The sequence below is a fragment of the Pseudomonas syringae genome, assembly GCF_021606685.1.
GTDB classification, from domain to species: Bacteria; Pseudomonadota; Gammaproteobacteria; order Pseudomonadales; family Pseudomonadaceae; genus Aquipseudomonas; species Aquipseudomonas syringae_R.
The window spans coordinates 1-19,532 of the sequence record NZ_WKCB01000094.1 but is presented as its reverse complement, the minus strand read 5'-3'; the positions used below and the strand labels follow the sequence as shown (position 1 = coordinate 19,532).

The following is a 19,532-nucleotide window of genomic DNA, read 5'->3' as shown; positions in this document are numbered from 1 at the left end:
CCCAACACCCACCCCCCTTCTCCCTCGGCCGCCGCCGTAAAATGTGTAAAAGAGCCGCCTGCTGCGGAAAACCCCCACAAAGAACGCCCCCCCCGGCAAGCCCATGCGATTGCACAGCCACAGTACGCCGATCAGCAATACAAACAGGCCGATGGAAAACCCGGGATTATCCTTGGCAAAGTTCGCATCCGCCACATGGGCCGGCACCGCCAATGGCTCACCGCCCACCACCTGCACCATCGCCGACACGCCGTCGCTGATGCCCTGGCTGAAATTGCCGGCCTTGAACTTGGGCGCGATCACCTGGTTGATGATCACCCAGGACTGCGCATCGGTCAGCACGCCTTCCAGGCCATAGCCGACTTCGATGCGCAATTTGCGCTCATCGCGGGCGACGATCAACAGCGCGCCGTTGTCTTTGCCCTTCTGGCCTATGCCCCACTGGCGGCCCAATTGGTAACCGTAATCCTCAATGGGCACGCCTTGCAGGTCGGGCACCGTGACCACCACGATCTGGTCGCCACGGCTTTGCTCCAGCGCCTGCAATTGGTCGGTGATCTGCTGGCGCACCGCAGGGTCGATCATCTGGGCGCTGTCCACCACCCGCCCGGTCAGCGCCGGGAAAGTCAGCGCCGCCTGGGCCACGCCCACGCAGGCCAGCAGCCACAGCGCCAAGCCTATCCGTAATAAACGCATCGACACCTCAGGAAAGTCTTATTTGAACTTCACTTGCGGCGCTTTATCGGCATCGGCACTGGTGGCCTCAAACGTCTGGCGGATCGGCAAGTCGCTGTACATCACGCTGTGCCACAGGCGGCCGGGGAAGGTACGAATCTCGGTGTTGTAGGCCTGCACCGCCTGGATAAAGTCGCGGCGGGCCACGGCAATACGGTTTTCGGTGCCTTCAAGTTGCGATTGCAGGGCCAGGAAGTTCTGGTTGGCCTTGAGGTCCGGGTAGCGTTCGGACACCACCATCAGGCGGCTGAGAGCACCGCTCAAGCCGTCCTGGGCTTGCTGGAACTGCTTGAGTTTTTCCGGGTTGTCGAGGGTGCTGGCATCGACCTGGATCGAGGTAGCCTTGGCCCGCGCTTCGATCACGGCGGTGAGGGTGTCCTGCTCATGGGCGGCATAGCCCTTGACCACTTCCACCAGGTTGGGGATCAGGTCGGCGCGGCGCTGGTACTGGTTCTGTACCTGCCCCCAGGCAGCCTTGGCCTGTTCATCCAGGGTCGGGATGTTGTTGATGCCGCAACCGCTCAGCACTGTGCCGATCAATAGCAAAACCGCGGCTTTCAAGCCCCAACGGTAACCTTGTGCTGCTTGCATGGTGTTTCTCCTGCCCAATCTTGATGGAATGTTACGACTAACCCTATACACCGCGCGCTTGGGGCATAATCCGCCACCACTGGAATGCATTGAGCCAATCAGCTACAAAGATGCCCAGCGCGAAAAAGAGTTCAGAGTGTGCTGCATTTATCTGAACAACACCCGAACAACAATAGACGCTCCCCACATTTTGGCCGACAGCGTTCCCTTGACGCTGTGCAGTGAGCCGAAAAAGGATATTCATGAAAAAGCTGTGTTTGCTCGGCCTTGTTGCCACTCTGGCCACCCACCCCGTCTGGGCAGAAACAAAGCCTGCTGCGCTTAAAGACAAGGACGCCTTCGTCAGCGACCTGCTCAAGCAGATGACCCTGGATGAAAAGATCGGCCAATTGCGCCTGATCAGCATCGGTCCCGAAATGCCCCGCGAGCTGATCCGCAAGGAAATCGCCGCCGGCCGCATCGGCGGCACCTTCAACTCGATCACCCGCCCGGAAAACCGTCCGATGCAGGACGCGGCCATGCGCAGCCGCTTGAAGATCCCGATGTTCTTCGCCTACGACGTGATCCACGGCCACCGCACAATCTTCCCGATCAGCCTGGCCCTGGCCTCCAGCTGGGACATGGACGCCATCGGCCGCTCCGGGCGCATCGCCGCCCAGGAAGCCGCTGCCGACAGCCTCGACATCACCTTTGCGCCAATGGTCGACATCTCCCGCGACCCGCGCTGGGGCCGCACCTCCGAAGGGTTCGGCGAAGACACCTACCTGGTTTCGCGGATTGCCGAAGTGATGGTCAAGGCGTTCCAGGGCGCCAGCCCCGCCAACGCCGACAGCCTCATGGCCAGCGTCAAGCACTTCGCCCTGTATGGCGCGGTGGAAGGCGGGCGCGACTACAACGTGGTCGACATGAGCCCGGTCAAGATGTACCAGGACTACCTGCCGCCCTACCACACCGCGATCAAGGCCGGCTCGGGTGGCGTGATGGTGGCGCTGAACTCCATCAACGGCGTGCCTGCCACTGCCAACACCTGGCTGATGAACGACCTGCTGCGCAGGGACTGGGGCTTCAAGGGCCTGGCCGTGAGCGACCACGGCGCAATCGTCGAGCTGATCAAGCATGGCGTGGCCAAGGACGGGCGTGAAGCCGCCAAGCTGGCGATCAAGGCCGGCATCGATATGAGCATGAACGACTCGCTGTATGGCAAGGAATTGCCGGGGCTGCTCAAGTCCGGCGAGATCGAGCAAAGCGACATCGACAACGCCGTGCGTGAAGTGCTCGCCGCCAAGTACGACATGGGCCTGTTCAAAGACCCGTACCTGCGTATCGGCAAGGCCGAGGATGACCCGGCCGACACCAACGCCGAGAGCCGCCTGCACCGTGCCGACGCCCGCGACGTCGCACGCCGCAGCCTGGTGCTGCTGAAAAACCAGAACGAAACTCTGCCGCTGAAAAAATCCGCGACCATCGCCCTGGTCGGCCCATTGGCCAAGGCCCCCATCGACATGATGGGCAGTTGGGCGGCCGCCGGCCAACCGGCGCAATCGGTAACCTTGCTTGACGGCATGAACGCCGTGATCGGCGAAAAAGGCAAAATCATCTACGCCCGAGGCGCCAACATCACCAACGACAAGGCGGTAGTCGACTACCTCAACTTCCTCAACTTCGATGCACCGGAAGTGGTGGATGACACCCGCCCGGCACACGTGCTGATCGACGAAGCGGTCAAGGCCGCCAAGGGTGCCGACGTGGTGGTGGCGGCTGTGGGCGAGTCCCGTGGCATGTCCCACGAATCCTCGAGCCGCACCGACCTGAACATCCCGCAAAGCCAGCGCGACCTGATCAAGGCCCTCAAGGCCACCGGCAAACCACTGGTGCTGGTGCTGATGAACGGCCGCCCGCTGTCGATCGTCGAGGAGAAACAGCAAGCCGACGCGATCCTGGAAACCTGGTTTGCCGGCACCGAAGGCGGCAACGCCATCGCCGACGTGCTGTTCGGTGACTACAACCCATCGGGCAAACTGCCGATCACCTTCCCGCGTTCGGTTGGGCAGATTCCGACCTACTACAACCACCTGACCATCGGCCGGCCGTTTACTCCAGGCAAGCCAGGCAACTACACCTCGCAGTACTTCGATGACACCACCGGGCCGCTGTTCCCGTTCGGGTATGGCCTGAGCTACACCTCGTTCAGCCTGTCGGACATGGCGCTGTCGTCCACCACCCTGAACAAAACCGGCAAGCTCGACGCCAGCGTCACGGTCACGAACACCGGCAAGGTCGATGGCGAAACCGTGGTGCAGCTGTATATCCAGGACGTGGCCGGCTCGATGATCCGCCCGATCAAGGAGCTGAAGAACTTCCAGAAGGTCATGCTCAAGGCTGGCGAAGAACGCACGCTGCACTTCACCATCACCGAGGAAGACCTCAAGTTCTACAACACCCAGCTCAAGTTCGCGGCAGAACCGGGTGAGTTCAATGTGCAGATCGGGTTGGATTCCCAGGATGTGCAGCAGCAGACGTTTGAATTGCTCTAACACCTGATGGGTTCAAGAGCCTGATGGCTTCAAAATGTGGGAGGGGACTTGCTCCCGATGACGGTGGGGCAGTCAGCATATTTGTTACTGACCCACTGCCATCGGGAGCAAGCCCCCTCCCACATTTTTTAGCCGCGTCTATCCAGCAAGTTAACCACCAACCGATCAATCCAGCCCCACACCCGCTGCTTCACCCGCCGCCACAACGGCCGCGCCTTCCACGCCTCCAGGCTCACCGCCTGGCTCTGGGCAAAGTCCCGCTCGAAACTGCCTTCCACGGCCAACGTCAACTCGGGGTCCAACGCCTCCAGATTGGCTTCCAGGTTGAAGCGCAAATTCCAGTGATCGAAATTGCATGACCCGATGCTGACCCAATCGTCCACCAGCACCATTTTCAGGTGCAGGAAACACGGCTGGTATTCAAAAATTTGTACGCCCGAACGCAGCAAACGCGGGTAATAACGGTGCCCGGCATAACGCACGGACGGGTGATCAGTGCGCGGGCCGGTCAGCAACAGACGCACATCCACCCCCCGCCCGGCCGCACGGCGCAGGGCGCGGCGCACGCTCCAGGTCGGCAAAAAATACGGCGTGGCCAGCCAGATACGCGTCTTGCTGCTGTTCAGCGCGCGAATCAGCGACTGCAAGATATCGCGGTGCTGGCGGGCATCGGCATACGCGACGCGCCCCAGGCCAGGCCCGGTCGCCGGTACCTTGGGCAAGCGTGGCAAACCGAAATGAGTGGCAGGCTTCCACTCCCGGCGCGCGGCGTTGGCGTGCCATTGCCGATCGAACAGTGCTTGCCAGTCCAGCACCAGCGGGCCGCTGATCTGCACCATCACTTCGTGCCATTCGGCGGTGTCTTGCCCGGGCGTCCAGAATTCATCGGTGACGCCGGTGCCGCCGACCACGGCAATGCCTTGGTCGATCAACAGCAGCTTGCGGTGGTCGCGGTACAAATTGCGCATCCAACGGCGCCAGCTCAGGCGATTGTAGAAGCGCAGCTCTACTCCCGCGTCGGTCAGGCGCTTGCGCAGCCCCAGGGTAAACGCCAGGCTGCCATAGTCATCAAACAGGCAACGCACCCGCACGCCACGCTCGGCGGCCAGCACCAGCGCCTGCACCATGGCTTCGGCGCAGGCGCCGGCTTCTACCAGGTACAACTCCAGATCGACTTGCCGCTCAGCGCGGGCAATGCCCACCAACATCTGCGGGAAAAATTGCGGGCCGTCGATCAACAACTCGAACCGGTTGGCGCTGCGCCACGGGAACACCGCGCCGCTCATGTCAGCGCGCCGTAAAGATCAGCACCGCACCCACCGGCACCGACAAACTGATCGACTTGAGCCCAGCAGCCTTGCGCAACGCCGCCACACCTGGCGCCAAGTCGAAGTCTTCGGCATGCAACACCACCGGCTCCAGGGTCACCACTTGGAAACGCCGATCATCCAGGCGCGTGGCCAACAGTTCGGCGCTGTAGGTCTGGGTCTTGCCATGCAAGGTCACGCTCATCGGCAGGCGCAATTCCAGCTGCGCACCGGGGGCCAGGTCGTTGATGGGCTGCAGGTTGATTTGCGCGCTGATCAGCGCTTCAGGGAAGGTCTTGATCTGGAACAGGTCATTGCGCATGCGCTCGTCGCGCAGCGGGATACCACTGTTGACCGACTCCAACTCCACTTCCACGGTTGCCGCGCCTTTGCTGTCGACCTTGCCGTGCAGCACCAGGAAGCGATGGACTTCGGCAATCTCGGTGTTTTTGGTGGTGACGAAGGACAGGCGCGAGGACTCGTTGTCCAGGTACCAATCGGCGTGCGCGGGTAAGGCGGCGGCGGCCAGCAGGGCGAAGGTCAGGGGTTTTACGTTGAACATAGAGACTCATGGGGCAAAAAACCTGCACGAACCTTAACACGCAATTCCACTGTGGGAGGGGCGGTGCGACGGTTCGACTTGCCCCCGATGGCGGTGGATCAGTCAGCATATTTGTTACTGACCCATCGCTATCGGGGGCAAGCCCCCTCACACACTGGGGCGGTGGTGGGTCAGGGAGTCAGGGGTTCAGGCGGCAGCCTTGGCGATCGCCCAGCCACCTTGCACTGTGCGTGCGGCCCAACCCACTCGCCGTTACCTCACTGCGCTCCGGGTTGTCGGTAAAGGCGCTGGTGGGCACGTACTGCTGCACATACCCCCGGCAATACTCCGCCGGGTTGTTCGCCACGTAGCGGCACGAGCAGTATTCCTTGGCGGTGTACGCCGCGATGATGTCGGGGAAGGCTTGCAGGTTGACGCGTTCGTGCCAGATCCATCCCAGCAGGGCGAGCAACAGCAGCAGAAACAGGCTGGTAAACGGGCGACGACGAATCATGGTTGCACCGCCGCGAGTACGCGCTTGAGCAGTTCGTTATGGCGATAACTGCCGTCGCGGTCGTCGCCGTAGCGCACGATCACCAAGTGCTCGGCGGGTATCACGTACAGCGCCTGGCCCCAGTGGCCGAGGGCGGCGAAGGTGTCGGCGGGTGCATCCGGCCAGGGGCGCGGCGCACCGGTGTTGAGCCACCACTGACCGCCTGGCACGGCCTCGTCCTGGCCGGACTTGTAGTGCTCGAAGGGTTTGCGATTGAACGCCACCCAGTCTTTGGGCAGCAACTGCTGCTCCCCCCAGCGCCCGTCCCGCGCCATCAGCAGGCCAACACGCGCCAAATCGCGAGCGGTGAGGTAGGCGTAGGACGAGGCGACAAAAGTTTCGTCGGCGTCGGTTTCCCAAGTCGCGTTGCGAATGCCCAATGGCGTGAACAGCGCATCCCACGGGTAGCTCATATACGCCTTGTGACCGAGCATGCCCTTGAGCGCGGCGGATAGAAGATTACTGTCGCCGCTGGAATAACGGAAAGCCCGCCCCGGTGCGCCGGCAGCCTCGGTATTGGCGGCAAATTCAGCCATGTCGGCGTGGCCACGGGTGTAGAGCATCGCCACCACCGAGGATTTCAGCGGGGCGTATTCGTAGTCCTCCTGCCAGTCCAGGCCCGAGGCCCAGTGCAGCAGGTCAGCCATGGTCACCGTGGGGTGGCGTTTCATCGGTGGGTAGAAGCGCGCCACGGGGTCGGTGAGCTTGAAGCGATTATCGCCATAGGCCACCCCCAGCACGGTGGCCATCAGGCTTTTGCTGATGGACCAGGTCAGGTGCGGCGTGCTGGCGCTGGTCGGCGCGGCGTAGCGTTCGTAAATGATTTCACCGTCGCGGATCACCAACAGTGCATCGGTGCGGATGCCTTGCCGGGTGGTGTCGTCACGCGGGGGGAACGCATAGGTGTTGAGGGCCTCGACCGCCGGGCCGGCGAGTGGCGTGGCTTTGGTCCAGTCCTTGTCGGGCCAGCTTTCGGCGCGGGCAGTAACGGTGGCTAACAACAGGGCAACACACAACAGGCCTCTGACCATGGACGCAAACTCAAGGGGGCATTCAAGCCCGCGAGCCTAGCCGAGGCCGGTGACAGATTTGCTACAGAGGGGCTGTCATCCAACCGTCACCGTAACTTCATGGAGATGACACCGGGGCTACATAGCCTGAGTTTGGACAAACAAGTCGACCGGCCGGTAAGTGGCCGGCACTCGGAGATTCGCCATGACTCAGATCGCCCGCATCAGCGACACCGGCAATGAACGCCGTCTGCAAGCCGAACGCCTGGTTGGCGCCAAGGCTTTGCAGGAAGCCCAGGCCCTGCGGTTCAACGTGTTCAGCGGCGAGTTCAACGCCAAGCTGAAAGGTGCGGAACTGGGTCTGGACATGGATGACTATGATGTTCACTGCAGCCACATCGGTGTGCGCGACATGAACAGCGGTCGATTGGTAGCCACCACCCGTTTGCTCGACCACCAGGCCGCCAGCACCTTGGGCCGGTTCTACAGCGAAGAAGAATTCAGCCTGCATGGCCTGTTGCACCTGCAAGGCCCGATCCTGGAAATCGGCCGTACCTGCGTCGACCCGGCCTACCGTAACGGCGGCACCATCGCGGTGTTGTGGGGCGAGCTGGCCGAAGTGCTCAACCAGGGCGGCTACAGCTACCTGATGGGGTGCGCGAGCATCCCGATGCACGACGGCGGCATCCAGGCCCACGCAATCATGCAGCGCCTGCGCGAACGCTACCTGTGCAACGAGCACCTGCGTGCCGAGCCGAAAAAACCACTGCCGGCGCTGGACCTGCCGTCCAACGTGATCGCCGAAATGCCGCCGTTGCTCAAGGCCTATATGCGTCTGGGCGCCAAGATCTGCGGCGAGCCGTGCTGGGATGAAGACTTCCAGGTGGCCGACGTGTTTATCCTGCTCAAGCGCGATGAGCTGTGCCCACGCTACGCGCGCCACTTCAAGGCGGCCATGTGATGGGCCGCCTGCGCGTGTACGGGCGCATTGCCCGGGTGCTGCTGGTGGTGGCGCTGGGCTTGAGCATGGCCAGTGTGTTTGGTGTGTTCGAGCGTCTGGGGGTGGCCAATTCAATGGTTCGCCGCCAGCGCTGGTCACGATTCTTTATGGCGCGGCTGACCAACGCCCTGCCCTTTCGGGTGACGGTGCACGGCCAATTGCCGCAAACGCCGATGCTGTGGGTGAGCAATCACGTGTCCTGGACCGACATTCCGCTGCTGGGCATGGTCACGCCGCTGTCGTTTTTGTCCAAGGCTGAAGTGCGCACCTGGCCGGTGGCCGGCTGGTTGGCGGCGAAGGCCGGCAGCCTGTTTATCCGTCGCGGTTCGGGCGACAGCCAGTTGATCCGCAAACAGATGACCCGTCACCTGGAGCAAGCCCATCCGCTGCTGATGTTCCCCGAGGGCACCACCACCGACGGGCGCAGCCTGCGCACGTTCCACGGGCGCTTGCTGGCCAGTGCGATCGATGCGGATGTGGCGCTGCAGCCGGTGGCGATCCGTTATCTGCGTGACGGCCAAATAGACCCGCTCGCACCGTTTATTGGCGACGATGATTTGCTCTCGCACCTGATGCGTCTGTTTGCCAATGACCAGGGCGATGTGGAAATCCATGTGCTCAAGCCGATTGCCTGCGCCGGGCAGGAACGTGCGGCGCTGGCGTATCAGGCGCAGCAGGCGGTGCAGAAGGCGTTGTTCGGGCCGCTGCCGGAGGCTGAACACGTGGCTGCCAGACCCGCATTCGCCGCCTGATATGAGCTAAACACGGTTGCAAATGTGGGAGGGGGCTTGCTCCCGACAGCAGTACTTCAGTTAGCACATGCAGTGACTGACACACCGCTATCGGGAGCAAGCCCCCTCCCACATTCAGCTCTGCGAGCCCAGTTGGAATTGGGCAAATTTTTGTAGCTCTGGATAGAACCGCCGAAAGTCCTCACTCAACGGCTCATACAACACCCGCAACTCCTGCATCGCATGCCCCAGCTCTTGCGGCTGTGTCAGCCGCCGCGAGATGCCTCGCAACACCTGCTCCATCACCGCGAACTCGCGGTACGAACCCAGCCAGTCATCCGCCGCCATATACGGTGCAATCTGCGCCAGCCGCCCCGGCAACTGCGGCTCGGCGGCGAGCACGCGGTACACCTGCGAGGTGAAGCGCTCCAGCGGCTGGTCGGCATAAATCGCCCAATCCCGTGCCAGGCAATGGTCGAAGAACACATCTAAAACGATCCCGGCATAGCGTCTGCGAGTCAGGCTGAAGCGTGACAACGCCTCCCCCACCAACGGGTGGCTGTCGGTAAAGCGGTCGATGGATCGGTGCAGCTGGATCGCCGCTTCGATTTGCGGGCTGAACTGGCCCTGCAGGCGGCCTTTGACAAAATCGCCATAGAGGCTGCCCAGCAGTTGCGCCGGAAGTTGGCCGCCCAGGTGCAGATGTGCGAGATAATTCATGGCGCGCAGTCTACCACTGCCGCCAACGTATCGTTATAACCCGATATACCGATTTAGCCTGACCTCAGACCGAAATCATATTGGTATATCGGGATATAACGATTTAAGGTTCGCCTCATCGCGAAATAACGCTTTACGCCAACGAGCAACTGCCATGTCCATTGACCTCGACGAAATAATAAAAGCCCTGGCGCACCCAGTACGACGAGACATCCTCACCTGGCTGAAAGACCCGAAAGTGCAATTCCCCGAGCAACTGCACAACCACGAATACGGCATTTGCGCCGGGCAGATCGACCAGCGCTGCGGCCTGTCCCAGTCGACTGTGTCGGCCCACCTGGCCACCTTGCAACGCGCGGGGTTGATCAGCAGCCAGAAGGCCGGGCAGTGGCACTTTTTCAGACGCAATGAGGAAGTGATTCAAGCCTTCCTCGCCGCGCTCACCACCGAACTCAGCGCCGACGACAGCGCCGCGCTGTAACAAGGAAACGATAATGCCCCTCTCGCTACTCATACTGGCCCTCAGCGCCTTCGCCATCGGCACCACCGAGTTCGTCATCATGGGCTTGCTGCCCGATGTGGCGGCAGACCTCGGCGTGTCGATCCCCGGCGCCGGTTGGCTGGTGACCGGCTACGCCCTGGGCGTGGCCATCGGCGCGCCCTTCATGGCACTGGCCACCGCCAAGCTGCCACGCAAGGCCGCCCTGGTAGCGTTAATGGGCATCTTCATTATCGGCAACCTGCTCTGCGCCCTGGCAAGTGACTACAACGTGCTGATGTTCGCCCGTGTCGTCACCGCGCTGTGCCACGGTGCATTCTTCGGGATTGGCTCGGTGGTCGCCGCCAACCTGGTGCCCGCCAACAAACGCGCGTCGGCCGTGGCCTTGATGTTCACCGGCTTGACCCTGGCCAATGTGCTGGGCGTGCCGCTGGGCACCGCGCTGGGCCAGGAAGCCGGCTGGCGCTCGACCTTCTGGGCCGTGACGGTGATTGGTGTGGTGGCGTTGATCGGCCTGATTCGCTTCCTGCCGGCCAAGCGCGACGAAGAAAAACTCGACATGCGCGCCGAGCTGGCCGCCCTCAAAGGCGCCGGTATCTGGTTGTCGCTGAGCATGACCGCGCTGTTCGCCGCGTCCATGTTCACCCTCTTTACCTACGTTGCGCCGCTGCTTGGCGACGTCACCGGCGTGTCGCCCAAGGGCGTGACCTGGACGCTGCTGTTGATCGGCCTGGGCCTCACCGTGGGCAACATCATCGGCGGCAAGCTGGCGGACAAGCGCCTGGCGGCCACCCTGATCGGCGTGTTCATCAGCATGGCGGTGGTGTCCACCGCGCTGACCTGGACCAGCGTCGCCGTGATCCCGACTGAAATCACCCTGTTCCTGTGGGCCACGGCCTCGTTCGCCGCCGTCCCGGCGCTGCAGATCAACGTGGTGACCTTCGGCAAGGCCGCGCCAAACCTGGTGTCCACCTTGAACATCGGCGCCTTCAATATCGGCAACGCCCTCGGCGCCTGGGTTGGCGGCAGCGTGATTGCCCACGGTTTCGGCCTGACCAGCGTGCCCCTGGCCGCTGCGGCCCTGGCGATCCTTGCGCTGCTGGTGACCCTGATTACTTTCCGTCAGAGCGGCGATGCCGACCTGGCCCCTGCGACCCACTGATTAACTTCAAAGAGAAAGGGTGCTTTCCCATGACGACTATTTTCGATCCGATCACACTGGGCGACCTGCAACTGTCGAACCGCATCATCATGGCGCCGCTGACCCGCTGCCGTGCCGACGCCGGCCGCGTGCCCAACGCGCTGATGGCTGAATACTATGTGCAACGTGCGTCCGCCGGGCTGATCCTCAGCGAAGCCACCTCGGTGACACCACTGGGCGTGGGCTACCCGGACACTCCGGGCATCTGGTCCAACGACCAGGTGCGTGGCTGGGCCAACGTCACCAAGGCCGTGCATGGCGCGGGCGGCAAGATCTTCCTGCAACTGTGGCACGTGGGTCGCATCTCCCATGAGTCCTACCTGAACGGCGAAACCCCGGTGGCACCGAGCGCGATCCAGCCCAAAGGCCACGTCAGCCTGGTTCGCCCGCTGGCCGACTACCCTACCCCGCGCGCGCTGGAAACCGCTGAAATCGCCGACATCGTCGACGCTTACCGCACCGGTGCCGAGAACGCCAAGGCGGCCGGCTTTGACGGCGTGGAAATCCACGGCGCCAACGGCTACCTGCTCGACCAGTTCCTGCAAAGCAGCACCAACCAGCGCACCGACCAGTACGGCGGCTCGCTGGAAAACCGCGCGCGCCTGCTGCTGGAAGTGACCGACGCCGCCATCGAAGTCTGGGGCGCCGGGCGTGTGGGTGTGCACCTGGCACCGCGTGCCGACTCCCACGACATGGGCGACGACAATTTGGCAGAAACCTTCACCTACGTCGCCAGCGAACTGGGCAAGCGCGGCATCGCGTTTATCTGCTCGCGTGAAAAGGAAGGCGCGGACAGCCTAGGCCCACAACTGAAAAAAGCCTTCGGCGGCGCGTACATCGCCAACGAACGTTTTACCAAGGACAGCGCCAATGCCTGGCTGGCCGAGGGCAAGGCTGATGCAGTGGCGTGGGGCGTTCCCTTCATCGCCAACCCCGACCTGCCTGCGCGCCTCAAGGCCGACGCGCCGCTGAACGAAGCGCGCCCGGACACCTTCTATAGCAAGGGCCCGGTCGGCTACATCGACTACCCGACATTGGCGATCTAATCGCCTGCAACACCAAACCACATGTGGGAGGGGGCTTGCCCCCGATGGCCGTGGGTCAGTGACAACTATGCTGACTCATACACCGCTATCGGGGGCAAGCCCCCTCCCACATTTTTGACTTGTGTAGCCCTGAGAAACATCGCTTCACAGAACCGCAACAAATTCGCTACAAAATACTTAGGCGGCTACCTATCAACCGCCCGTCAGCCCGTATATAAACTCACCCCACCAATCAGGCAGAAGGACGATTGACTGTCCTTAGGCTTTACTGTTGACACAACCTGATGCAATTACGCATTTTGTCTCAATTGCGCAGGCTAGGGCTCAGGCGCAGCATGTCCAGCCCTGCATCCACCCAACGCTCGGCGTCCTGATGTAACTGGAAGCTGTCAGGGACCAACAACCACTGGCCGATCAAGCCGTGAATATAGGCGTGGATGCACACCGCGCCACGTGTGGTATCGAGATTTTCCGGAAGCTGCCCGCGATGGACCGCGTTACGCAATGTCAGGCCGATACGCAGGTTGCACTCCAGGCTATGGGTCTGGCGCTGGCGGCGCATGTCACACATTTCATCGGTGAACTCGCACTTATGAAACAAAATCTCGTTGATGCGCCGGGTTTTCGGGTCCAGCGCCACTTGATGGTAAAGGCGAATGAGCAGCTTGCGCATGCAGCCCAGCGGGTCGAGTTCATCCTCGCTTTCGCTGGCCCGCGCCAATTCATCCAGGGGCTCATGCAGCGTATCGAGCAGCGCCTGCAGCAGGTCGGATTTGTTACTGAAATGCCAATAGATGGCACCGCGCGTCACCCCCGCCAGAGCGGCGATATCCGCCAGTGTGGTACGCGCGACACCGCGGTCATAAAAGGCTTGCTCGGCGGCATCGAGAATCTGGCTGCGCGTCTCCTGAGCTTCCTCTTTGGTACGACGAACCATGGCAGTAAAACCTCAATCAGGACACTTGAGACTATCGTTAACGGAACGTTAATAGACGTTGACGATCATCTAATTATTGGTGGGACGACACCGTCATGGGTGCCGAACGTAATGAAATCGAGGCTTTGGGCGTTGCTTTGTCAACAATCCGCAAAGCCTGTCAAGAGTTTACAAACAACCATGAACGTAAGTATATTGCGTAGCAAGCTACTTATCTACTCACAACCTGTTTTTTACCCTTCCACACTGCTTGTGCGCATTCTGCGCGCCTGACCCGAGGATCTTCATGCAACTTAAGCCAGCTGTTACCGCTCTGGTCACTGCCGTCGCCCTGGCATCGCTGCTCAGCGGATGTAAAAAGGAAGAAGCGGCTCCGCCCGCTCAACCCCCTCAGGTCGGCGTGGTCACCATTCAACCGCAAGCCTTTACCCTGACCTCCGAACTACCAGGCCGCACCACGGCCTACCGCATCGCGGAAGTTCGCCCACAGGTCAACGGCATCATCCTCAAGCGCCTGTTCAAAGAAGGCGCGGACGTGAAAGAAGGCCAGCAGCTTTATCAGATCGACCCGTCGGTCTATGAAGCCACCCTGAAAAGCGCACAAGCCAGCCTGACCCAGACCAAGTCCATCTCCGACCGCTACAAGCAGTTGGTCGATGAGCAAGCCGTCAGCCGTCAGGAATACGACACCGCCGTGGCCAACCGCATGACTGCGGAAGCAAACGTTCAAACCGCCCAGATCAACGTGCGTTACACCAAGGTGTATGCACCGATCTCCGGGCGTATCGGCCGTTCTTCGGTGACCGAAGGCGCGCTGGTCAGCAACGGCCAGGCCGACTCCATGGCCGTGATCCAGCAATTGGACCCGATCTACGTCGACGTCACGCAGTCTTCGGCTGAAATGCTGAAACTGCGCCGCGACCTGGAAAGCGGCCAGCTGGAAAAAGCCGGCGCCAACGCTGCCAAGGTCAAGCTGACCCTGGAAGACGGTAGCGACTACGGCCAGGAAGGTAAGCTGGAATTTTCTGAAGTTTCAGTCGACCAGACCACCGGTTCCGTGACCCTGCGCGCCGTGTTCCCCAACCCTGACCACACCCTGCTGCCGGGCATGTTCGTACACGCCCAGTTGCAGGCCGGCGTGAACAGCAAGGCCATCCTCGCGCCACAGCAAGGCGTGACCCGCGACCTCAAGGGCATCCCGACCGCGCTGATCGTCAACGCTGATAACAAAGTCGAGCAACGCACACTGGTGGCCAACCGCACCGCCGGCGCCTACTGGCTGGTGGAAAAAGGCTTGAATGCTGGCGACCGTGTCATCACCGAAGGCTTGCAGTACGTCAAGCCGGGCGCTGAGGTCAAGGTCAAAGAAGCTGACAACGCCAAGCCCGCCGGTACTGCTCCTGCTGCGCCTGCTGCCGCTGCCGGCAAAGGGGAGTAATCCATGTCGAAATTTTTTATCGACCGTCCCATTTTCGCCTGGGTAATTGCCCTGGTGATCATGCTGGTCGGGGCACTGTCGATCCTGAAGTTGCCCATCAACCAATACCCGGCCATCGCGCCAACCGCCATCGACATTCAGGTGACCTACCCAGGCGCGTCCGCACAAACCGTGCAGGACACCGTGGTGCAAGTTATCGAGCAACAGCTCAACGGTATCGACAACCTGCGTTATGTCGCCTCGGACAGTAACTCCGACGGCAGCATGACCATCACCGCGACGTTCAACCAGGGTACCAACCCGGACATCGCCCAGGTTCAGGTGCAGAACAAGCTGAACCTGGCGACCCCACTGCTGCCGCAAGAAGTGCAGCAGCAGGGTATTCGCGTGACCAAGTCGGTGAAGAACTTCCTGATGGTAATCGGTCTGGTGTCGGAAGACGGCAGCATGACCAAGGACGACCTGTCCAACTACATCGTGTCCAACATCCAGGACCCGATCTCGCGTACGGCGGGTGTAGGTGACTTCCAGGTGTTCGGTTCGCAGTACGCGATGCGTATCTGGCTGGACCCGGCCAAGCTGAACAACTTCCAGTTGACCCCGGTCGACGTCAGCACTGCCATCTCCGCGCAGAACGTCCAGGTAGCCACCGGCCAATTGGGCGGCCTGCCTGCCCTGCCCGGCAACCAGTTGAACGCAACCATCATCGGCAAGACCCGTCTGCAGACGGCCGAGCAGTTCGGCAACATCCTGATGAAGGTCAACGCCGACGGTTCCCAGGTTCGCCTGCATGACGTCGCGCGTATCGAACTGGGCGGCCAGAACTACAGCATCAGTGCGCAGTTCAACGGCAACCCGGCTTCCGGCATGGCAATCAAGCTGGCTTCGGGCGCCAACGCACTGGATACCGCCAAGGCCATCCGTGCCACCGTGGCCTCGCTGGAACCGTTCTTCCCGCCTGGCATGAAGGCAGTGGTGCCTTACGACACCACGCCGGTTGTGACCGAATCGATCTCCGGTGTGGTGCACACCCTGGTCGAAGCGATCGTGCTGGTGTTCCTGGTGATGTTCCTGTTCCTGCAGAACTTCCGCGCCACCATCATCACCACCATGACCGTACCGGTGGTATTGCTGGGTACCTTCGGGATCCTGGCCGCGTTCGGTTTCACCATCAACACCCTGACCATGTTCGGCATGATCCTGGCCATCGGCTTGCTGGTGGACGACGCCATCGTCGTGGTGGAAAACGTCGAGCGGGTAATGGCCGAGGAACACCTGTCGCCTAAAGAAGCGACGGTCAAATCCATGGGCCAGATCCAGGGCGCCCTGGTGGGTATTGCCCTGGTACTGTCGGCGGTACTGTTGCCGATGGCGTTCTTCGGTGGCTCCACCGGTGTGATCTACAAACAGTTCTCCATCACCATCGTTTCGGCCATGACGTTGTCGGTACTGGTAGCCCTGATCTTCACCCCGGCCCTGTGCGCCACCATGCTCAAGCCGATTGATCCGGAAAAACACGGCCAACCCAAGCGTGGTTTCTTCGGCTGGTTCAACCGCACCTTCGACCGTGGCGTACTGAGCTACGAGCGCGGTGTGGGCAACATGATCAAGCACAAGATCCCGGCGTTCCTGGTGTACGCGCTGATCTTCGCCGGCATGATCTGGCTGTTCATGCGCATCCCTGCCGCGTTCCTGCCCGACGAAGACCAGGGCGTTATCTTCGCCCAGGTCCAGACACCGGTCGGCTCCTCGGCTGAGCGTACGCAAAAAGTCATCGACGACATGCGCGCCTATCTGCTCAACGACAAGGAAGGCGAGCCAGGCGAAGGCAAAGGCGTGAAATCGGTGTTTACCGTAAACGGCTTCAACTTCGCCGGTCGTGGCCAAAGCTCCGGCCTGGCCTTCGTGATGCTCAAGTCCTGGGATGAGCGCGACGCGTCCAACTCGGTATTTGAAATCGCCAAGCGCGCCCAGGGCTACTTCATGCAGACGTTCCAGGACGCCATGGTATTTGCCATCGTGCCGCCGTCTGTTCTGGAGCTGGGTAACGCCACCGGTTTCGACGTGTTCCTGCAAGACCAGGGCGGCGTCGGCCATGAGAAGTTGATGGCTGCGCGCAACCAGTTCCTGGGCATGGCTGCCCAGAGCAAGATCCTGGCCGGTGTGCGCCCCAACGGCGTGAACGATGAGCCGCAGTACGAGCTTACCGTCGACGACGAGAAGGCCAGCGCCCAAGGCATAACGCTGTCGAACATCAACCAGACCCTGGCCATTGCCCTGGGTGGCAGCTACGTCAACGACTTCATCGACCGTGGTCGAGTGAAGAAGGTGTACGTGCAGGGTGAAGCCGCCAGCCGCATGTCGCCTGAAGACCTGAACAAATGGTACGTGCGCAGCGACTCCGGGAAGATGGTGCCGTTGTCGGCCATCGCCTCGGGCAAGTGGATCTTCGGTTCGCCGAAACTCTCGCGCTACAACGGTGTAGCGGCGATGGAAATCCTCGGTACCCCGGCGCCGGGCTACAGTACCGGTGACGCCATGGCGGAAGTCGAGCGTATTGCCAAGCAACTGCCTGCCGGTATCGGCTACGCGTGGACGGGCCTGTCGTACGAAGAACGCTTGTCCGGCTCCCAGGCGCCTGCGCTGTATGCGCTGTCGCTGCTGGTGGTGTTCCTGTGCCTCGCGGCGCTGTACGAAAGCTGGTCGATCCCGATCGCTGTCGTACTGGTAGTGCCGCTGGGTGTAGTGGGTGCGTTGATTGCGACCAGCATGCGCGGGTTGTCCAACGATGTGTTCTTCCAGGTGGGCCTGTTGGTGACGGTGGGCCTGGCGGCGAAAAACGCCATCCTGATCGTGGAGTTCGCCAAAGAGCTTCACGAACAAGGCAAGGGCATCGTCGAGGCGGCCATCGAGGCATCCCGTATGCGTCTGCGGCCGATCATCATGACGTCGATGGCGTTCATCCTCGGCGTACTGCCGCTGGCGATCTCCTCGGGTGCGGGCTCAGGCAGCCAGCACGCGATCGGTACCGGCGTAATTGGCGGTATGATCACGGCGACTGTGTTGGCGATCTTCTGGGTACCGTTGTTCTTCGCAACCGTGTCCGCCATCGGCGACCGTAAACCGAAAGAAACCAAGCAAACTCCTAAAGAGGCTGGCCAATGAGCAAGTCGCTACTTTCCCTAGCCGTCACGGCATTCGTGCTCAGTGGCTGCTCGCTGATACCTGACTACCAGCGCCCTGAAGCGCCGGTAGCGGCACAGTTCCCGCAGGGGCCGGCGTATTCGTCGGCCCAGGCGCCGAGCCAGGCCGCTGCCGAGCAGGGCTGGAAGCAGTTTTTCCATGACCCTGCCCTGCAACAGCTGATCCAGACCGCGCTGGTGAACAACCGCGACCTGCGCGTTGCTGCACTGAACATCGACGCTTACGCCGCGCAGTACCGCATCCAGCGTGCCGACCTGTTCCCGGCCGTGTCGGCCACTGGCAGCGGCAGCCGCCAGCGTGTACCGGCCCGTGCCTCGCAGACCGGCGAAGCGAACATCACCAGCCAGTACTCGGCCACCCTCGGGATCAGCTCATACGAGCTGGACCTGTTCGGCCGCGTGCGCAGCCTGAGTGAAGAAGCGCTGCAACAGTACTTCGCCACTGAAGAAGCACGCCGCAGCACCCAGATCAGCCTGGTGGCCAGCGTGGCCAACGCCTACCTGACCTGGCAGGCCGACAAGGAACTGCTCAAGCTCACCCAGGACACCCTGGGCGCGTTCGAGCAGAGCTTCAAGCTCACCTCGCGCAGCAGCGAAGTCGGCGTGGCCTCGGCCCTCGACCTGAGCCAGGCGCGCACTTCGGTTGAAAACGCCCGCGTACAGCTGGCCCGCTACACCCGCCAGGTGGCCCAGGACGAAAACAGCCTGACCCTGCTGCTGGGCACCGGCCTGCCGGCGAATATCGCCAGCAAGCCGCTGTCGGATGACCTGCTCAGCGAAGTCCCGGCCGGGCTGCCATCGGACCTCCTGCAACGTCGTCCCGACATCATGCAGGCCGAGTACAACCTCAAGGCGGCCAACGCCAACATCGGCGCGGCCCGTGCTGCATTCTTCCCGAGCATCAGCCTGACGGCCAACGCCGGCACGCTGAGCCCGGACCTGGGCGGCCTGTTCAAAGGCGGCTCGGGCACCTGGTCGTTCGCACCACAGATCAACATCCCGATCTTCAACGCCGGTAGCCTGCGCGCGAGCCTGGACTACTCGAAGATCCAGAAAGAGATCAACGTGGCGAACTACGAGAAGGCGGTGCAGACCGGTTTCCAGGAAGTCTCCGACGGCCTCGCTGCACGTGAAACCTACAAGCAGCAGCTGGATGCCCAGCGCGGCTTCGTCGCGGCCAACCAGGATTACTACCGCCTGGCCGAGCGTCGCTACCGCATTGGTGTCGACAGCAACCTGACCTTCCTCGATGCGCAGCGCCAACTGTTCAGTGCCCAGCAGTCGCTGATCACTGACCGCCTGGCGCAGCTGACCAGCGAGGTCAACCTGTACAAGGCCCTCGGCGGTGGCTGGAATGAGCAGACCGCGCAGAACGAGCCGTTGAAAGAAGACGCACCGGCGTTGAAGTTGTTCTGATAACGCCACGCTAAATAAAAAACGCCTCCCGTAACGGAGGCGTTTTTTTATGCCTGGCGTACCGCCACAG

Annotated in this window: 17 protein-coding genes; 9 read left to right on the top strand and 8 right to left on the bottom strand. The window is 61.7% G+C overall.

The window, feature by feature from the left end; translation table 11 throughout:
- Both GIW02_RS24130 and GIW02_RS24125 read right to left on the bottom strand, forming a co-directional pair.
- A partial coding sequence (locus GIW02_RS24130; protein WP_236422127.1) for a TPM domain-containing protein occupies positions 1-696 on the bottom strand: 696 nt, incomplete at its 3' end.
- A gap of 18 nt (positions 697-714) precedes the next feature.
- Positions 715-1,326: a LemA family protein gene (locus GIW02_RS24125; protein ID WP_236419698.1), complete on the bottom strand. Its 612-nt coding sequence runs from the start codon at positions 1,324-1,326 to the stop codon at positions 715-717.
- Positions 1,327-1,568: 242 nt separating this feature from the next.
- Here GIW02_RS24125 and bglX point away from each other — a divergent pair, with 242 nt between their 5' ends.
- Positions 1,569-3,860 carry a beta-glucosidase BglX gene (gene bglX / locus GIW02_RS24120; RefSeq protein ID WP_236419696.1) on the top strand — a complete coding sequence of 764 codons (2,292 nt, stop codon included), beginning with the start codon at positions 1,569-1,571 and terminating at the stop codon, positions 3,858-3,860.
- Between the two features lie 128 nt (positions 3,861-3,988).
- Here bglX and GIW02_RS24115 read toward each other — a convergent pair whose 3' ends face one another.
- The 4 genes from GIW02_RS24115 to GIW02_RS24100 form a co-directional block, all read right to left on the bottom strand.
- Complete coding sequence (locus tag GIW02_RS24115) at positions 3,989-5,146, bottom strand: phospholipase D-like domain-containing protein (RefSeq protein WP_236422126.1); 1,158 nt, start codon at positions 5,144-5,146, stop codon at positions 3,989-3,991.
- Position 5,147: 1 nt separating this feature from the next.
- A complete protein-coding gene (locus GIW02_RS24110; RefSeq protein ID WP_236417210.1) occupies positions 5,148-5,729 on the bottom strand; it encodes a YceI family protein in 582 nt (193 codons plus the stop codon).
- 178 nt (positions 5,730-5,907) lie between these two features.
- A complete protein-coding gene (locus GIW02_RS24105) occupies positions 5,908-6,222 on the bottom strand; it encodes an amidase (RefSeq protein ID WP_236417208.1) in 315 nt (104 codons plus the stop codon).
- Positions 6,219-7,292, bottom strand: coding sequence for a serine hydrolase domain-containing protein (locus tag GIW02_RS24100; protein WP_236417206.1), 1,074 nt, complete (start codon positions 7,290-7,292; stop codon positions 6,219-6,221). The genes GIW02_RS24105 and GIW02_RS24100 overlap by 4 nt, the downstream gene beginning before the upstream one ends.
- A 184-nt stretch (positions 7,293-7,476) precedes the next feature.
- Here GIW02_RS24100 and olsB point away from each other — a divergent pair, with 184 nt between their 5' ends.
- The gene (gene olsB, locus GIW02_RS24095; RefSeq protein ID WP_101267450.1) at positions 7,477-8,232 is read left to right on the top strand and encodes an L-ornithine N(alpha)-acyltransferase; all 756 of its coding nucleotides are present in this window, start codon (positions 7,477-7,479) and stop codon (positions 8,230-8,232) included.
- Positions 8,232-9,023, top strand: a complete 792-nt coding sequence (locus GIW02_RS24090; protein ID WP_236417189.1) for a lysophospholipid acyltransferase family protein — start codon at positions 8,232-8,234, stop codon at positions 9,021-9,023. Before olsB ends, GIW02_RS24090 begins: the two co-directional genes overlap by 1 nt.
- A 114-nt stretch (positions 9,024-9,137) precedes the next feature.
- On the opposite strand, the gene GIW02_RS24085 is transcribed toward GIW02_RS24090, so the two are convergent.
- On the bottom strand, positions 9,138-9,722 hold the full coding sequence (locus tag GIW02_RS24085) for an ACP phosphodiesterase (protein ID WP_236417187.1): 585 nt from the start codon (positions 9,720-9,722) through the stop codon (positions 9,138-9,140).
- Positions 9,723-9,876: 154 nt separating this feature from the next.
- Here GIW02_RS24085 and GIW02_RS24080 point away from each other — a divergent pair, with 154 nt between their 5' ends.
- The 3 genes from GIW02_RS24080 to GIW02_RS24070 are packed head-to-tail and all read left to right on the top strand — an operon-like array spanning position 9,877 to position 12,468.
- Complete coding sequence (locus GIW02_RS24080) at positions 9,877-10,203, top strand: ArsR/SmtB family transcription factor (RefSeq protein WP_236417185.1); 327 nt, start codon at positions 9,877-9,879, stop codon at positions 10,201-10,203.
- A 13-nt stretch (positions 10,204-10,216) separates the two neighbouring features.
- Positions 10,217-11,383, top strand: a complete 1,167-nt coding sequence (locus tag GIW02_RS24075) for an MFS transporter (protein ID WP_236417183.1) — start codon at positions 10,217-10,219, stop codon at positions 11,381-11,383.
- Between the two features lie 29 nt (positions 11,384-11,412).
- Positions 11,413-12,468, top strand: a complete 1,056-nt coding sequence (locus GIW02_RS24070) for an alkene reductase (RefSeq protein WP_236417180.1) — start codon at positions 11,413-11,415, stop codon at positions 12,466-12,468.
- A gap of 304 nt (positions 12,469-12,772) precedes the next feature.
- On the opposite strand, the gene GIW02_RS24065 is transcribed toward GIW02_RS24070, so the two are convergent.
- Entirely contained in the window at positions 12,773-13,405 is a 633-nt protein-coding gene (locus GIW02_RS24065) for a TetR family transcriptional regulator (RefSeq protein ID WP_236417177.1), read from the bottom strand.
- Positions 13,406-13,691: 286 nt separating this feature from the next.
- Here GIW02_RS24065 and GIW02_RS24060 point away from each other — a divergent pair, with 286 nt between their 5' ends.
- Genes GIW02_RS24060 through adeC form a run of 3 tightly spaced genes read left to right on the top strand, consistent with a single transcriptional unit; the run spans position 13,692 to position 19,462 of the window.
- Positions 13,692-14,843 carry an efflux RND transporter periplasmic adaptor subunit gene (locus tag GIW02_RS24060; RefSeq protein WP_236417176.1) on the top strand — a complete coding sequence of 384 codons (1,152 nt, stop codon included), beginning with the start codon at positions 13,692-13,694 and terminating at the stop codon, positions 14,841-14,843.
- Positions 14,844-14,846: 3 nt separating this feature from the next.
- Positions 14,847-18,008 carry an efflux RND transporter permease subunit gene (locus tag GIW02_RS24055; RefSeq protein WP_236417174.1) on the top strand — a complete coding sequence of 1,054 codons (3,162 nt, stop codon included), beginning with the start codon at positions 14,847-14,849 and terminating at the stop codon, positions 18,006-18,008.
- A complete protein-coding gene (gene adeC, locus GIW02_RS24050; RefSeq protein WP_236417172.1) occupies positions 18,005-19,462 on the top strand; it encodes an AdeC/AdeK/OprM family multidrug efflux complex outer membrane factor in 1,458 nt (485 codons plus the stop codon). The genes GIW02_RS24055 and adeC overlap by 4 nt, the downstream gene beginning before the upstream one ends.
- Positions 19,463-19,532 lie beyond the last annotated feature (70 nt).

Bases quoted from the DNA above. Each gene is read 5' to 3' on its own strand.
- GIW02_RS24125 (WP_236419698.1), bottom strand. From the start codon at position 1,326: ATGCAAGCAGCACAAGGTTACCGTTGGGGCTTGAAAGCCGCGGTTTTG.
- bglX (WP_236419696.1), top strand. From the start codon at position 1,569: ATGAAAAAGCTGTGTTTGCTCGGCCTTGTTGCCACTCTGGCCACCCAC.
- GIW02_RS24115 (WP_236422126.1), bottom strand. From the start codon at position 5,146: ATGAGCGGCGCGGTGTTCCCGTGGCGCAGCGCCAACCGGTTCGAGTTG.
- GIW02_RS24110 (WP_236417210.1), bottom strand. From the start codon at position 5,729: ATGTTCAACGTAAAACCCCTGACCTTCGCCCTGCTGGCCGCCGCCGCC.
- GIW02_RS24105 (WP_236417208.1), bottom strand. From the start codon at position 6,222: ATGATTCGTCGTCGCCCGTTTACCAGCCTGTTTCTGCTGCTGTTGCTC.
- GIW02_RS24100 (WP_236417206.1), bottom strand. From the start codon at position 7,292: ATGGTCAGAGGCCTGTTGTGTGTTGCCCTGTTGTTAGCCACCGTTACT.
- olsB (WP_101267450.1), top strand. From the start codon at position 7,477: ATGACTCAGATCGCCCGCATCAGCGACACCGGCAATGAACGCCGTCTG.
- GIW02_RS24090 (WP_236417189.1), top strand. From the start codon at position 8,232: ATGGGCCGCCTGCGCGTGTACGGGCGCATTGCCCGGGTGCTGCTGGTG.
- GIW02_RS24085 (WP_236417187.1), bottom strand. From the start codon at position 9,722: ATGAATTATCTCGCACATCTGCACCTGGGCGGCCAACTTCCGGCGCAA.
- GIW02_RS24080 (WP_236417185.1), top strand. From the start codon at position 9,877: ATGTCCATTGACCTCGACGAAATAATAAAAGCCCTGGCGCACCCAGTA.
- GIW02_RS24075 (WP_236417183.1), top strand. From the start codon at position 10,217: ATGCCCCTCTCGCTACTCATACTGGCCCTCAGCGCCTTCGCCATCGGC.
- GIW02_RS24070 (WP_236417180.1), top strand. From the start codon at position 11,413: ATGACGACTATTTTCGATCCGATCACACTGGGCGACCTGCAACTGTCG.
- GIW02_RS24065 (WP_236417177.1), bottom strand. From the start codon at position 13,405: ATGGTTCGTCGTACCAAAGAGGAAGCTCAGGAGACGCGCAGCCAGATT.
- GIW02_RS24060 (WP_236417176.1), top strand. From the start codon at position 13,692: ATGCAACTTAAGCCAGCTGTTACCGCTCTGGTCACTGCCGTCGCCCTG.
- GIW02_RS24055 (WP_236417174.1), top strand. From the start codon at position 14,847: ATGTCGAAATTTTTTATCGACCGTCCCATTTTCGCCTGGGTAATTGCC.
- adeC (WP_236417172.1), top strand. From the start codon at position 18,005: ATGAGCAAGTCGCTACTTTCCCTAGCCGTCACGGCATTCGTGCTCAGT.